At 42.6% G+C, this 15683-nt stretch carries 16 protein-coding genes; 5 read left to right on the top strand and 11 right to left on the bottom strand.

The features are described 5' to 3' along the window. Window positions 1-5: 5 nt before the first annotated feature. The 6 genes from hscB to trmJ form a co-directional block, all read right to left on the bottom strand. Window positions 6-521, bottom strand: a complete 516-nt coding sequence (gene hscB / locus L3V36_RS18050; RefSeq protein WP_009848288.1) for a co-chaperone HscB — start codon at window positions 519-521, stop codon at window positions 6-8. 80 nt (window positions 522-601) lie between these two features. Beyond that, window positions 602-925, bottom strand: coding sequence for an iron-sulfur cluster assembly protein IscA (iscA, locus tag L3V36_RS18045; RefSeq protein ID WP_004735095.1), 324 nt, complete (start codon window positions 923-925; stop codon window positions 602-604). A gap of 103 nt (window positions 926-1028) precedes the next feature. After that, a complete protein-coding gene (gene iscU / locus L3V36_RS18040; protein ID WP_004735094.1) occupies window positions 1029-1406 on the bottom strand; it encodes a Fe-S cluster assembly scaffold IscU in 378 nt (125 codons plus the stop codon). A gap of 33 nt (window positions 1407-1439) precedes the next feature. Beyond that, window positions 1440-2654, bottom strand: coding sequence for an IscS subfamily cysteine desulfurase (locus L3V36_RS18035; RefSeq protein WP_004735093.1), 1215 nt, complete (start codon window positions 2652-2654; stop codon window positions 1440-1442). Between the two features lie 27 nt (window positions 2655-2681). After that, window positions 2682-3203, bottom strand: coding sequence for a Fe-S cluster assembly transcriptional regulator IscR (iscR, locus tag L3V36_RS18030; protein ID WP_017079865.1), 522 nt, complete (start codon window positions 3201-3203; stop codon window positions 2682-2684). A 116-nt stretch (window positions 3204-3319) separates the two neighbouring features. Further along, window positions 3320-4048, bottom strand: coding sequence for a tRNA (cytosine(32)/uridine(32)-2'-O)-methyltransferase TrmJ (gene trmJ, locus L3V36_RS18025; RefSeq protein WP_004735091.1), 729 nt, complete (start codon window positions 4046-4048; stop codon window positions 3320-3322). Window positions 4049-4229: 181 nt separating this feature from the next. Here trmJ and suhB point away from each other — a divergent pair, with 181 nt between their 5' ends. Further along, window positions 4230-5033 (top strand): inositol-1-monophosphatase, encoded by an 804-nt coding sequence (gene suhB, locus L3V36_RS18020; RefSeq protein ID WP_004735090.1) that lies wholly within the window; start codon window positions 4230-4232, stop codon window positions 5031-5033. Window positions 5034-5268: 235 nt separating this feature from the next. Here the strand turns inward: suhB and secF are convergent, their stop codons facing one another. The 5 genes from secF to queA form a co-directional block, all read right to left on the bottom strand. Beyond that, entirely contained in the window at window positions 5269-6216 is a 948-nt protein-coding gene (gene secF, locus L3V36_RS18015) for a protein translocase subunit SecF (RefSeq protein WP_004735089.1), read from the bottom strand. Window positions 6217-6230: 14 nt separating this feature from the next. Continuing rightward, window positions 6231-8087 (bottom strand): protein translocase subunit SecD, encoded by a 1857-nt coding sequence (gene secD, locus L3V36_RS18010; protein WP_004735088.1) that lies wholly within the window; start codon window positions 8085-8087, stop codon window positions 6231-6233. A gap of 20 nt (window positions 8088-8107) precedes the next feature. Continuing rightward, a complete protein-coding gene (yajC, locus tag L3V36_RS18005) occupies window positions 8108-8437 on the bottom strand; it encodes a preprotein translocase subunit YajC (protein ID WP_004735087.1) in 330 nt (109 codons plus the stop codon). 111 nt (window positions 8438-8548) lie between these two features. Further along, window positions 8549-9685: a tRNA guanosine(34) transglycosylase Tgt gene (tgt, locus tag L3V36_RS18000; RefSeq protein WP_004735086.1), complete on the bottom strand. Its 1137-nt coding sequence runs from the start codon at window positions 9683-9685 to the stop codon at window positions 8549-8551. A gap of 194 nt (window positions 9686-9879) precedes the next feature. After that, a complete protein-coding gene (queA, locus tag L3V36_RS17995; RefSeq protein ID WP_102447149.1) occupies window positions 9880-10932 on the bottom strand; it encodes a tRNA preQ1(34) S-adenosylmethionine ribosyltransferase-isomerase QueA in 1053 nt (350 codons plus the stop codon). Window positions 10933-11266: 334 nt separating this feature from the next. Between queA and L3V36_RS17990 the strand changes: the two genes are divergently transcribed. From L3V36_RS17990 to L3V36_RS17975, 4 genes are all read left to right on the top strand, one after another. Beyond that, complete coding sequence (locus tag L3V36_RS17990; protein ID WP_017095409.1) at window positions 11267-11710, top strand: CBS domain-containing protein; 444 nt, start codon at window positions 11267-11269, stop codon at window positions 11708-11710. 276 nt (window positions 11711-11986) lie between these two features. After that, window positions 11987-13927, top strand: coding sequence for a methyl-accepting chemotaxis protein (locus L3V36_RS17985; protein ID WP_017095410.1), 1941 nt, complete (start codon window positions 11987-11989; stop codon window positions 13925-13927). A 443-nt stretch (window positions 13928-14370) separates the two neighbouring features. Continuing rightward, on the top strand, window positions 14371-14781 hold the full coding sequence (locus tag L3V36_RS17980) for a hypothetical protein (RefSeq protein WP_017084401.1): 411 nt from the start codon (window positions 14371-14373) through the stop codon (window positions 14779-14781). Further along, complete coding sequence (locus tag L3V36_RS17975) at window positions 14778-15218, top strand: hypothetical protein (protein WP_102445226.1); 441 nt, start codon at window positions 14778-14780, stop codon at window positions 15216-15218. The genes L3V36_RS17980 and L3V36_RS17975 overlap by 4 nt, the downstream gene beginning before the upstream one ends. The last annotated feature ends 465 nt before the right edge of the window (window positions 15219-15683 follow it).

Here is a 15683-nt window from a genome sequence, read left to right as displayed (position 1 = left end):
ACAAACTAGCCGATCAAACGATCTTCAACTAATTCGATTTCATTCTTTAATTTTGCAATAAACTTAAGCTTTCTTACTCGGTCTGCAGCTTCAAGCCAAGCTTCGCTTTCGAGTTCTTGTTGGATAGCGCTTAATTGTTGTTTATACATTTTGCTAACCTTGCCTTCAAATGCAAATAGCGCATCTTCGGGATCAGAACTGTCTGCGATGTCTTCTAGCTCTTCACGCAATTCCATCTGCTCCATCAGGAACATCGGATCTTGCATGGTTTGTTGTTCGCCACGAATGTCTTCACCGTGTTGAACCAGCAGGTATTCTGCTCGGCTAATTGGATTCTTCAATACCTGGTACGCATCATTGATTTGTGCCGCTTTTTGCACGGCTAATAAGCGATCTCGCTCAGAAGCTATCGCGAATTTATCAGGATGGAATTGGCGTTGCAGATCTCTAAACTGAGAAGAAAGAAGGCTACCATCCAGTTGAAACTGAAGTGGTAGCCCAAATAATTCGAAATGATTCATGTAAAGGTGGTCCTAAGTTTAGGCTCTTTGCTCAGAGCCTAATTTTATTCTTCGCTTACAACGCTTAACGATTCAAGCGTTTAAACATTGAAGCTCTCACCACAACCACATTCGCCTTTCGCGTTCGGGTTGTTGAATTCAAAACCTTCGTTTAGGCCTTCTTTTACATAATCAAGCTCAGTACCATCTAGGTATACTAGGCTCTTTGGATCAATGATGACCTTAACACCTGAATGCTCAAACACTTCGTCTTCTTCGTTAAGCTCGTCAACGAATTCCAGTACATACGCCATACCCGAACAGCCAGTAGTTTTTACTGCTAAGCGTAATCCGAGACCTTTACCACGGTTATCTAGGAAAGCTTGAACTCGGCTTGCTGCCGTATCTGTCATGGTGATGGCCATACTACAACCTTGTGTTTTATATAAATTGAGAACTCAGGTGGGAGCACAAAGGGTGCTCCCAAATATTACTTATTTTTTCGACGTGATTACGGTATTGAAGCGATTAGTGCTTCTTTTTGTAATCCGCAACAGCTGCTTTGATTGCATCTTCAGCAAGAATTGAACAGTGAACTTTCACTGGTGGCAACTCAAGCTCTTCTGCGATTTCAGAGTTTTTAATAGCAGCTGCTTCATCAATACTTTTGCCTTTAACCCACTCTGTAACTAGTGAGCTAGAAGCGATTGCGCTACCGCAACCGTAAGTCTTGAATTTTGCGTCTTCAATAATACCTTCTGCAGATACTTTGATTTGCAGTTTCATTACGTCACCACAAGCCGGTGCGCCAACCATGCCGCTACCTACACTTGGGTCTTCTTTATCAAACGAACCTACGTTACGTGGGTTTTCGTAGTGATCAATTACTTTTTCGCTATATGCCATGATAGTTACCTCGAATCCTCTATTTCCGTGAGATTAGTGATGAGCCCACTCAACAGTGTTCAAATCAATCCCTTCTTTATACATATCCCATAGAGGAGACATGTCGCGTAATTTATTTACCGCTACACGAATTTGTGCAATCGCGTAGTCGATTTCTTCTTCCGTTGTAAAACGGCCGAATGAGAAACGTACTGAGCTGTGTGCCAGTTCATCATTCAGACCAAGAGCACGTAAAACGTATGAAGGCTCTAGGCTTGCTGATGTACATGCAGAACCTGATGATACTGCTAGGTCTTTAAGAGACATAAGCAGAGATTCACCTTCAACGAAAGCAAAGCTCACGTTTAGGTTGTGTGGTACACGTTGGTCTAAGTCGCCGTTTACGGTTACTGCTTCTAGATCTTGAACACCTTTCAATAGGCGCTCACGAAGTGCTAGTGCGTGATCGTAATCTTTCTGCATGTCTTGTTTAGCGATAGCAAACGCTTCGCCCATACCCACGATTTGGTGAGTAGCAAGAGTACCAGAACGGAAACCACGTTCATGACCGCCACCGTGCATTTGCGCTTCAAGGCGAATACGTGGCTTACGACGAACGTACAAAGCGCCGATGCCTTTAGGGCCGTATGCTTTGTGTGCAGACATAGAGATAAGATCAACTTTCATCTCTTTTACGTCTAGTGGGATTTTACCCGCAGACTGCGCCGCATCAACGTGGAAGATGATCTTGCGTGCACGACATAACTCGCCGATTGCACCGATATCTTGGATTACACCAATCTCGTTGTTAACGTGCATGATAGAAACTAAAACAGTATCTTCACGCATTGCAGACTGTAGCTTGTCTAGATCAATGATGCCGTTTGCTTCTGGCTCAAGGTAAGTTACCTCAAAACCTTCACGCTCTAGTTGGCGACATGGATCAAGAACCGCTTTGTGTTCTGTTTTACACGTGATTACGTGCTTACCTTTCTTCTCGTAAAAGTGCGCTGCACCTTTGATAGCAAGGTTGTCTGACTCTGTAGCACCTGACGTGAAAACAATTTCACGTGGGTCTGCATTTAGTAGATCGGCAATTTGCTCACGAGCATTATCTACTGATTCTTCTGCCTGCCAGCCGTAACGGTGTGAACGAGATGCAGGGTTACCGAAGTTACCGTCCATCGTCATGCACTGAACCATTTTTTCAGCAACACGTGGATCGACTGGGCATGTAGCTGAATAGTCAAAGTAAATAGGCAGTTTCATTTTCTACTCCAATGTAAAAACTGACCGCTAAGAGCGGGCATTAACACCGTGAGGTGCTGCACTAATCGTTGTAGTGCTCGTATTTTTATGTGCAAAACCATTATTAACCGCAAGATCGATATCTTGACGATCAGAAATCTGTAAAACTTCGTTATCTTTCATTAGCTCACCGAGCGTAATGTCGTTTAAGAAGCTGCTGATTCGGGAGCTTAAATCACGCCATAAAGTGTGAGTTAAACAACGACTACCACCTTGGCAGTCTGCTCGACCGTGACACTTAGTTGCGTCCACTGATTCGTCTACTGCAGCAATCACAGTTCCGACAGCGATGTCGCTCGCTTCAGCACCTAAACGGTAACCACCGCCAGGACCACGAACACTAGCAACTAAGCCAGCTTTACGTAACTTAGAAAATAGTTGTTCTAAGTAAGATAACGAGATGCCTTGTCGCTCTGAAATGTCAGCCAGAGGAACTGGGCTCTTTTGCGAATGCAGTGCTACATCTAGCATAGCTGTTACCGCATATCTTCCTTTAGATGTAAGTTTCATATCACACCGTATCCACATTGTTTATGTGGTTGGAATTTTCCCATACCCGACTAAATTGGTCAAGTATTTAGTTGACTATTTTAGTCAGGTATTCATCCCTACAAGCAGAGTGGGTTTTATTTGTCGTTTTTGCTCTTCTCAATTGAAGTCAAAATACCACGTAGAGTATTGATCTCTTGCAGTTCAGGACGAGCTCGGCTGAACAGACGACGTAGCTTGTTCATCACCTGACCCGGTTTATCCTTAGAGATAAATTGGGTATCAATGATCACTTTTTCAAGGTGTTCATAGAACATTTCTAGTTCTTCGTGACGTGGGTACTCATCTTGTTGCTGTGGCTGATATTGGCTCGCAACCATATCAAGGTGTGCCACGCGAACTTCATAGCTTAGCGTTTGCACGGCCATCGCTAGGTTCAATGAGCTGTACTCAGGGTTGGCTGGGATACATACATGGAAATGGCACTTCTGAAGCTCATCGTTAGTCAAGCCAGTACGCTCACGGCCGAAGACTAATGCGACTGGGTGCTTTTGACCTTCAACGGCAAACTTTTGTCCGCACTCACGAGGCTCTAGCATTGGCCATTCAAGCGTACGTGAACGTGCACTTGAACCGACCACCAAACCACAGTCTTTTACTGCTTCATCCAATGTAGACACAATGGTCGCGTTTTCTGCGATGTCACCCGCACCCGCAGCCAGTGCTAAGGTCTGCTCGTCAACTTCACATTGAGGGTCTACAAGAACTAATTGACTCAAACCCATCACTTTCATTGCGCGAGCTGCTGATCCGATATTTCCCGAATGAGACGTACCAACCAGAACGACTTTTACATTGTCTAACATGCTATATGACACCACTTTAAAAATAATCGCGAGATATTAACACATAGCAAAGTAAAATGGTCAGACCCTTCTCGGAATGTGAAACTAAGAGTTCAAAAAATAACCACTTCCCTTTTGGGGAAACTTTGGTATACTCGCCGCCGCTTTAAATTGTTCTTTAACATCTTGTGGGAAAAACCATATGCATCCAATGCTAAACATTGCGATACGCGCTGCGCGTAAAGCTGGCAACCATATTGCTAAATCTCTAGAAACAACTGATAAGATCGAATCGTCTCTGAAAGGTAACAACGATTACGTTACTAACATTGCTCAAGAAGCTGAGTACATGATTATTGAGACAATCAAATCATCTTACCCAGAGCACAGCATTATTTCTGAAGAGTCAGGCCTTACTGAAGGTAAAGATTCTGACGTACAATGGATCGTTGACCCACTAGATGGCACCAACAACTTTGTAAAAGGTTTCCCTCACTTCTCTGTATCTATTGCTGTTCGTATGAACGGTCGTACAGAAGTTGCTTGTGTTTATGACCCAATGCTAAACGAGCTATTCACAGCTCAACGTGGCTCTGGCGCTCAACTTAACAACGCTCGTATGCGTGTTACTCAACTTAAAGACCTTCAAGGTACTGTTCTAGCGACTGGTTTCCCATTCAAGCAAAAACAACACTCTGAATCTTTCATGAAGATCATCTCAGGTCTATTCGTTGATTGCGCGGACTTCCGTCGTACTGGCTCTCCAGCACTTGACCTATGTTACCTAGCGGCTGGCCGTGTTGACGGTTACCTAGAACTAGGCCTTAAGCCATGGGATCTAGCAGCTGGCGATCTAATCGCTCGTGAAGCTGGCGCTATCATGACTGACTTTGCTGGCGGTACTGATTACATGACGTCTGGTAATGTTGTTGCTTCAAGCGCACGTGGTGTTAAGTCTATTCTTAAGCACGTTCGTGAGAACTCTAACGAAGGTATGCTGAAGTAATTCAGACCTTACGTTAATGCTCTCTAATTAAGAGCCGAATATTTTCAAAGCCTCGCTATTGCGGGGCTTTTTTGTATCTGCGATACGAGCTACGAGCAAGATGGCGGTTAGTTGCGACGAGCACAACGCACTTCACCGATACATTACGTTGAGTTTATCGACAGAATACAGACGTAAAAAAACCGCTAGTTGCCTAGCGGTTTTTTTGGTTCAGCGAAAATTGTTAAGCCGGGGCCTAAGGCATTTCGTCAAACTCTTCACCTTCTTTATCCACTTGTGGTGGCATTAGGTGTTCACGCGTAATACCCAACTTCATAGCGAGTGCAGATGCAACGTAGATAGAAGAATAAGTACCAACGGTAATACCCAATAGAAGTGCAGTCGCGAAGCCGTGAATCATAGCACCGCCCTGAGCGAACAGCGCGATAACTACGAATAACGTTGTACCAGAAGTAATCAATGTACGGCTCAATGTTTGTGTGATTGAGCTGTTCAGTACTTCAGGTGCTTCACCCTTACGCATCTTACGGAAGTTCTCACGAATACGGTCAAATACGACTATGGTATCGTTGAGGGAATAACCGACTACCGTTAGCAAGGCTGCTACGATGGTAAGATCCACCTCAATTTGCATTAGAGAGAACACACCCAGTGTGATGATAACGTCGTGCGCCAGTGCTAGTACCGCACCTGCTGCCAAGCGCCATTCGAATCGCACTGACACATAGATCAAGATACAGATCAGAGAAACAAGGATAGCAAGGCCACCCGCTTCTGTTAGCTCGTCACCCACATTAGGGCCAACGAACTCGATACGACGCATCTCAACTTGCTCACCAGTACCATCTTTAATTGCAGACAGGATCTGGTTACCAAGCGTTTCGCCAGCAACACCGTCACGTGGACGTAAACGAACCATGACCTCACGTGCAGAACCAAAGTTCTGTACCGTTGCATCACCGAAACCTTCCGCTTCTAGTGCACTACGGATATCAGGTAGGTTTGCTGGTTGCTCAAAACCCACTTCAATCAGAGTACCACCGGTAAAATCTAGACCCCAATTCAACGATTTCGTTGTTAAGGTAAAGATGGCAGTACCAATCATCAAGATTGAGAATAAAAAGGCAACCTTTGACCAACGCATAAAGTCGATCATTTTTTCTGCTTTTAGAATCTGAAACATATTAATTCCTAGCCTTAGATCGACAGTTTCTTAACGCGTTTGCCGCCATACATCAGGTTCACGATACAACGTGTTCCGACAATAGCTGTAAACATTGAAGTTAAGATACCGATAGACAGCGTTACCGCGAAGCCTTTAATTGCACCTGTACCTACAGCAAATAGAATGATTGCTGTTAGTAGTGTGGTGATATTGGCATCGGCGATGGTGCTAAATGCGTTCGCATAACCTTGGTGAATCGCTTGTTGTGGACTGCGTCCATCTCGAAGTTCTTCACGTATACGCTCAAAGATAAGTACGTTGGCATCGACCGCCATACCAACCGTCAATACGATACCGGCAATACCTGGCAGAGTCATAGTAGCCCCCGGGATCATCGACATCACACCGATAATCAACACCAAGTTAGCCATCAGAGCAACGTTCGCAATCAAACCGAAAGTACGGTAGTAAAGCAGTGTAAACAACATTACTGCAGCCATACCCCAAACCATCGCCATGATACCCATATCGATGTTTTGTTGACCCATAGATGGACCAATCGTACGTTCTTCTACAATCGAGATAGGTGCAATCAATGCACCAGCACGTAGTAAAAGTGCCAAGTTATGAGCTTCAGCCGTTGAGTCAATACCCGTAATACGGAAGTTACGACCTAACGCAGATTGAATCGTCGCTTGGTTAATCACTTCTTCGTGCTTACTTAAGATCACTCGACCTTCAGGTGTTTTACGACCACTGTCTTTGTACTCTGCAAATACCGTAGCCATAAGCTTACCGATATTCTGACGAGAGAATGTAGACATCTTGCTACCACCTTCGCTATCTAGCGAGATGTTAACTTGTGGACGACCATATTCATCAACACTTGAGCTTGCATCAGTAATACTTGAACCGCCTAGAATAACGCGCTTCTTAAGTACCACAGGGCGACCATCACGGTCTTGCTTGATTTCGCTACCCGCAGGGGCACGACCAGAAGCGGCAGCGGCTAAGTCAGCACTACTATCAACTTCACGGAACTCAAGTGTCGCCGTTGCACCAAGAATTTCTTTAGCGCGCGCCGTGTCTTGAACACCAGGCAATTCCACTACGATACGGCTAGCACCTTGACGTTGAACCAAAGGCTCAGCAACACCAAGTTCGTTAACACGGTTACGTAGAATGGTAATGTTTTGCTCTACTGCGTAGTTACGGATTTCTTGAAGACGAGCATCTGTAAAACGAGCAACCAAAGAGAAACGACCATTAGATTCTGAATCTACGAACGTCATATCTTGGTGCTTAGATTGCAGTAGCGATTTCGCTTCAGCAAGCTGCTCTTCGTTACGTAGAATCACTTCAACTGCATCTTTACCCGATGGGCGAATAGCACGGTAACGAATTTTTTCTTCACGAAGTTCACTACGGAAGGCTTCTTCTTGTTGGCCAACTAGCTTTTGCATCGCAGCATCCATATCCACTTCCATTAAGAAGTGAACACCACCACGTAGATCAAGACCCAGTTTCATTGGTGCAGCACCAATAGATTCAAGCCAATCAGGAGTTGAAGCCGCAAGGTTTAAAGCAACGATAACATCATCACCTAGTGCTTCTGTGATGATATCACGGGCACTAATTTGCGTATCTGTATCGTTAAAGCGAACAAGAATGGAACCGTTTTCTAGAGCAACGGATTTAGTAGAAAGGTTCTCTGCTTCCAGAGCATTGGTGACAGCATCCAGCGTAGACAGATCTACAGAGGCGCCACGCGCCCCTGTAACTTGAACTGCCGGATCTTCACCGTATATATTCGGAAGTGCGTACAACGCGGCGATAGCGATGGCAAACACCACCATCAAATACTTCCATAACGGATAACGGTTTAGCACAGCGAGGATCCTCTAGCTGTTTATAGTGATTTCAGAGTACCTTTTGGTAGCACTGCTGTAACGAAGTCTTTCTTGATAACGACTTCGTTGTTTGCGTTCAGTTCGATAGCAACGTAGTCGCTGTCTTCTGCAATCTTAGTAATCTTACCGATTAGACCGCCGCTTGTTAGAACTTCATCGCCTTTGCCCATAGAAGACATAAGGCTCTTATGCTCTTTTACGCGCTTAGCTTGTGGACGGTAGATCATGAAGTAGAAGATCACAGCGAACATACCTAGCATGATAAGCATTTCGAAACCGCCGCCTGCTGGTGCACCTTCTACTGCTGCGTGAGCTTGAGAAATAAACATTAAAAACATCCTCTATTATATTTTGGTAATTGTTTGTCTAATTGGGTTGTATCCCTTTATTTTCAAGCCCCAACTCTCGGAAGAGAGATGGGGCTCGCAAAAAAAGAAATACTAAGATTCTTTACCTAACGGTGGCACTTCACGCCCCATTCTTGCGTAGAACTCAGCAACGAACTCTTCAAAACGGTCTTCATCAATAGATTGACGAATGTCTGACATAATTCGTTGGTAGAAACGCAGGTTATGAATCGTGTTCAGTCGAGCACCTAGGATTTCGTTACAACGATCCAAATGATGCAAGTACGACTTGCTGTAGTTCTTACAAGTGTAACAGTCACAATCTGAATCTAGTGGTGTTGTATCCGTTTTATGCTTCGCATTACGGATCTTGATCACACCTTCAGTGACAAACAGGTGGCCATTACGTGCATTTCGCGTTGGCATTACACAGTCAAACATGTCGATACCGCGACGAACACCTTCAACTAAGTCTTCAGGTTTGCCTACGCCCATTAGGTAACGTGGCTTATCTTCCGGCAGTTGAGGACATGTGTGCTCAAGAATACGGTGCATGTCTTCTTTTGGTTCGCCTACTGCTAGGCCGCCAACAGCGTAACCGTCAAAACCAATTTCTGTTAGGCCTTTAACGGATACGTCACGAAGGTCTTCGTATACGCCACCTTGAACGATGCCGAATAGTGAGTTCGGGTTTTCTTGCTTGTCAAAGTGATTGCGTGAACGCTGAGCCCAACGAAGAGACATCTCCATTGAGTCTTTAGCTTCTTTATGCGTCGCAGGGTAAGGCGTACATTCGTCAAAGATCATTACGATGTCTGAGCCTAGATCTTTTTGGATTTCCATCGACTTTTCAGCGTCCATAAAGATCTTGTCACCGTTTACAGGGTTACGGAAGTGAACACCCTCTTCAGTGATTTTACGCGTCGCACCTAAACTGAATACTTGGAAACCGCCTGAATCAGTCAGGATAGGTCCTTTCCAGTTCATGAAATCGTGCAAGTCACCGTGCAGTTTCATGATTTCTTGACCAGGGCGTAACCATAGGTGGAACGTATTACCTAGCAAGATTTCAGCACCTGTGTCTTTCACTTCTTCAGGAGTCATACCTTTAACCGTACCGTAAGTACCTACAGGCATGAATGCTGGTGTTTCAACGCTACCACGTTCAAACTGAAGTTGACCACGACGTGCGCCGCTGTTTGTTTTTTTAAGTTCGTATTTTAATTTCACGAAGCCTCCAATATGCCAGAGAAACAATCTGACTGATAATTCAGAACCTTAAGCTAAACATAAGTTCAATCTAGCGAGTTCTATGAGGAGCGGTCGCGTATTCCTTGCGAGAGATTAGACAGACACCCTGCCCGACTCCTAGCTTACTGCTAGCACCCGTAAATTCTGCTTATATCGTTTATAACCAGCTAAAATTAGCTCGTTTTCTTATTGATGAACATCGCATCACCGTAGCTGAAGAAACGGTATTCGCTCTTCACTGCGTGATCGTATGCGCCCATCACATTGTCATAACCAGCAAATGCACTCACCAACATGATCAATGTTGATTCTGGTAAGTGGAAATTGGTAATCAAGCAATCCACCAACTGGTATTCATAACCAGGGAAGATAAAGATTTCTGTGTCACCAAAGAAAGGAACTAACTCAGTGCCATTTCTCAATGCATCTTGAGCCGCACTTTCTAGTGAACGCACAGAGGTTGTACCGACAGCGATAATACGTCCGCCGCGAGCTTTTGCTGCTGCAACGGCATCAACCACTTCTTGCGGTACTTCAACGTACTCTGCGTGCATGTGGTGATCGTTAATATTATCTACTTTTACCGGCTGGAACGTGCCAGCACCAACGTGAAGCGTCACGTAAGCAAACTCGACACCTTTTTCTTTCATGCCAGCCATTAGCTTGTCATCAAAGTGAAGGCCTGCTGTTGGCGCTGCAACCGCACCCGGCTTTTCATTATAGACAGTCTGGTAGCGCTCTTTATCTGCATCTTCATCAGGACGATCGATGTAAGGAGGCAGTGGCATGTGACCAACACTGTTAAGAATCTCTAGAACGCTTTGATCGGAAGTGAAATGGATTTCAAACAACGCATCGTGACGCGCCACCATTTCAGCTTCATACTCATCGTTCTCACCAAGGAACAACTTCGTGCCCGGCTTAGGTGATTTAGAACAACGAACATGCGCAAGAATGCTTTTCTCATCGAGCATACGCTCCACTAGCACTTCAAGCTTACCGCCTGATGCCTTGCGACCGAATACACGAGCAGGAATCACGCGAGTGTTATTAAAAACAACAAGATCGCCGGGCTCAACCAAGTCTAAAACGTCTTTAAACGAACCATCAGCTAGGTTACCGCTGTTGCCATCCAATTTAAGCAGGCGGCTTGCTGTGCGCTCCTCTTGAGGGTAGCGAGCAATGAGTTCATCTGGTAGGTCAAAGTGAAAATCTGAAACTTGCATGTTTGTAGTCTTGTCTTAGTTGATGAGATTTGTGCTGTTGACGAATAATAAATCATGGTTGCAAATCAATCGTTACGGTAAGTCAATCGTTACCAGAAACACATCACAAACACGACTAAAAATTTCGCAGTGGGCTAGTATAGGCACACGAGCCGCAATAGCAAGGTTTACAGCACTGGATTATTGTAAAGAGGCGTAAAATAATGCTACTGATTCACCACCTCAAAATAAAGAATTAGTTGCATAAAACTCACCCAAGAATGCGTCAGATCTCAGTTATTTTTTGGATAAAAAACTATAGTAATAGCAACAAATAAAAAAGAAGGAGGTTCGTATGATCAAGGTTGAAGATATGATGACTCGCAACCCTCATACCCTATTGCGCTCACACTCACTGGCCGATGCTAAGCACATGATGGAAGCGCTTGATATCCGCCATATTCCGGTCGTTGATTCCGACAGGCAACTACTTGGCGTCGTCACACAGCGAGACGTTCTAGCCGCTCAAGAATCCAGCCTACAAAACATCCCACAAGCTCAATCTTTTACTCTTGCTACTCCCCTCAACGACATCATGCACAAAAGTGTTATGTCAGTAGAGCCGCGTGCGGGTTTAAAAGAGTCAGCTATCTATATGCAGAAACACAAAGTGGGCTGTTTACCTGTCGTAGAAAACCACGAACTAATAGGCATTATCACAGACAGCGACTTTGTCACGATAGCGATTAACTTATTAGAGCTACAGGAAGAAGTCGAGCCAGAAGAAGTCGAAAGTTAACCAGCGTTGTGCTATCCACTATCCCCCCTAGAGCCTTTCAACCCAAGGCTCTTTACATGTCCAACTATCACATATTCACTATGAAACTCACTACAGCCCTCATTTCTTCTTAGAGACCAGTTCCAAAGTTCAGGCCTCTCAATAAACCGACCTCACTTATTGTTCTTACATATGAGAATGTAAGACTCTAATTAGATTTATTGATATATCTATCGTTTGGATAATGTAAAAATTTGTTAACAATAAAAACAAACTGCCTTTCTGGGAATGATACTTATGAGTTTAAAGAAATTGCTGTCCTTGGGTTTTGGCGTGATTCTTGCGCTAATTTTGGTTATTTCAGTCGTTGCTTCATTGCGCTTTTATCAATCTAGTCATGGGTTTAATACCTATCGTTCTCTTGCATTAACCAGTGTATCCACTGGCCGAATCCAAGCCAACATATTGGAAGCTCGTTTATCTGCATTAAAATATATAAAGAACCCTGTTGCATCGCATGCTTCGGAGCTCAATAAGCGCATCACAACATCAATTCAATTGATTGACGAAGTATTGGACGCTCATATCGACGACCTACATAAAAATGAGTTTTTAGCGATAGAGAAGCAGCTTAAACAATACAGCCAAGGCTTTAACCAGGTTGTACAACTGGTCAATACTAGGAACAACTTAGTTAAAGAAAACTTGGATCCATCAGGTCTTAAGATGCGACAAGCAGTGACTAACTTGATGATGCAAGCTTCTGCTGAAGAAGATTTAGAAGTTGCTGTCAGTTCAGGGCAACTTCAACAACATGTGTTGTTATCACGATTGTATGCTTCTAAATTTTTGACTAGCAACAAAATAGAAGATGCTCAACGAGCTCAAAAAGAGTTTGCATCCGCCACATTTCTCGTAGAAACCATAGAATCTCAATTGATGTCAGCCGAGCAAATTCGTTACTTAGCTGATTTTAATAATGCCTTTAAAACCTACCGAGTCACTTTTTCAGAAGTTGTTAACACGATAAAGGAACGAAACAACATCGTTTCTGGAACCCTTGATATTGCTGGTAGCAATGCGGCGAAAACAATTGAAGAAATAAAGCTCTCTACCAAGTCAAAACAAGACTCTGTCGGACCAAGCATGGTTGAACGATTTTCAAACGCTCAATTTATCTTAGGTGTGCTTTCAATTATTGTTATCGCGATTGCCCTTGGCATTGCCATCTCGATTTATCGTAGCGTCTGGAAAGTCGTAGGGGGAGAGCCTAGCGACATTCAAGCAATTGTAGAGGAAGTCGCTTCCGGTGACCTTTCAAAACAGATTCCAATAACAGGCAAAGAAACGGGTATATACGCAAACATTTTAGAGATGCGTCAAGAACTACGTCGTATCATCGATGGCTTCCACCAAATTTCAGACAATGTTTCAGCGGCTTCAGTCGAGTTAACGGCCGTGATGAGTCAAACAGAAGGGAACGCTCAACAAGAACTGAGCCAAATGGAGCAAATAGCAACGGCCATCAATGAGCTTTCTAGTACTGCGAATGAGGTTAGCCATAATGCAGCTAGTGCTGAGAACGCGGCAACTGGTGCAACTTCCAATGTTAAAAAGGGCGGCGTTTCACTCGATGCCTCAGATGATATATCTCGCAAGGTTGAAGACTCAATCGAAGAGACATCAAATATCGTCAATCAACTGCAAGAGTACTCGGTAGAGATCGGTACTGTTATTGAAGTGATCAACTCCATCTCTGAACAAACGAACTTGCTAGCACTCAACGCAGCCATTGAGGCCGCACGAGCTGGTGAGCAAGGGCGTGGTTTTGCTGTCGTTGCTGATGAAGTTCGTTCTCTGGCCGCTAAAACGCAACAATCAACTGTCGATATTCAAGAGATAATCTCTCGACTTCAAGCACAAGCAAAAGATGCCAACCAGTTCATGCAATCTAACCTGTCGTTAGCCGTCGAGTCGCGTCATTACAGCGAACAGCTTAGAACGGCATTCGCATCAATAACGGAGTCTGTTGGCCTGATTTCAGATATGAATACACAAGTAGCAACAGCATCTGAAGAGCAATCAGGAGTAACACAGGATATTTCACAAAATGTTTCTTTGACCTTTGATATCGTTCACCAAAATGTTTCAGGAATCGAACAAAGCAAGCAAGCGAGTGAAGAGCTGTCTTCATTAGCAGTGAAACAAAAAGACTTACTGAGCTTTTTCAAAATCTAACGCTATAGATAAAGTAGAAAGAGCCTCATAAAACTATGAGGCTCAATATTAGGTAACTTTAATCGATAGAAATGCACTGCCGCTTACCCCGTAACTCATTACAATAAACAACCAATCCGCACACCATATTAAATATAAAACTAGTTGAATAATATATTGATGAAGTTTATATTACCCGCCATATACAACCACCTCCGTAATAAAGTGAAAAAATCATATTTATCAATAGGCTTGATGCAGAGGTTATAACGAATTCAGCTCCTGTCATTGCTTGTATCACTGTTGTTACATTCACAGTAGAGAATGTAGCTACTTCTTCCGGAGTGTTGGAAACTTATATAAAAGCAATTGACGACCATTCATTTGGTCCACTTAATGTTTCGGAGAATATACTGGCATCTCATTATGAGGCGCCCAAAAAGTTACGGTTCTTGAGAGTACAAATGAAAGTATCAAACTATAAATATTCAATAATATGCCTAGTAATCATCACTGTATGCAGTTACCCATTCATATACTTCCCTTCTGGAGAGTATGATTCAGATAGAATTTACTTTGTTACTGTAATTAGTTCATTCATTGCATTTTTTTTATTAACATACACTATCGTACAGCTAGTACTAATAATAAAAAATAGAGACGATAAGCATCAATCTGAAAATCATCGTCTCGGTACTTATTTTATTATCGCTATATCACTATCTACTTTTTATTACTTAAAAGTTGAAGATTACAAGGAAAGTAGCACTAGCCACATATATTGTGGCTCAATAATGAAAATGAAACTGAGAAGTTCTGTGGGGCTTTTAGAAAAGTTTGCGCTTTCAAAAGAAAAATGTGGTAACGGTTTATGAATAAATCATTTCCATTTTTTAAGTTTTCTCTTGTTATCTTTAGCTATAGTTTCCTATCTTTTTTAGTTTATGGACTTGCAGTAGATACCTACCAATTTTGGGTGTCCGGTATAGAAAAGCAAGCCAGAGTCGTAAGCCTTGATCATGTTCAAGTTCATACTAAAGGGTCTAAAACTTATTATTATAAACTAGAGATAGATAGCAACTTATCAATTCATGGATTTGATTTTGAATTAATTAAAAATGAGAAATATAATATTTTAACTATTAAAGATGGCAAAAAAATCATACTCGGAAGTAAAAATAGCAGCCTATTCTATATATTTAAATCTGTATTTGGTTTTACTATCACTTATAGTATCATCGCATTCATAACTTATATGTCATATAAACTCGTAAAGTACTATTTCACAAGACCTAGAAATCCATACAACTAGAAAATTCAGGTTTATCTATCGAATAAATTATCGAGGTTGAATAATATTTACAGCAGGTCATAACTTCCGATAAAAATTAGGTTAAATAAAATTAAAAAATGAAAATTTAAATCACTTACTAGCACTTAAACAGTGCTGCAGCAGAATGAACACAGGAAAAGATATGAAACTACGCAAGCACAAACAAGCTATTAGGTTTACGATTATATTATTAATCAGTTCTTACCCTATATTATACTTCCCACTCGGCTCTTATAGAACCGATAAAATATATCTCTTATCAATACTACTTACTCCTGCTTTCTTTTGGGCTTTTTTCATAAGTATAGTTCAATTAAAATTAATATTTAAAACAAAGAAAGATCATATTAGAATGAAAAATAAAACTTCATATGTTTTACTTTCTATATCGTTCATTCTTTCTCTTCTATATTACTTTAAAATGGAAGATTATAAAATAAACAG

It is taken from the genome of Vibrio sp. G-C-1, assembly GCF_021728015.1.
Taxonomy (GTDB): Bacteria; Pseudomonadota; Gammaproteobacteria; order Enterobacterales; family Vibrionaceae; genus Vibrio; species Vibrio splendidus.
The sequence above is the reverse complement of the archived record's forward strand: the minus strand, read 5'-3'. Positions and strand labels throughout refer to the sequence as shown.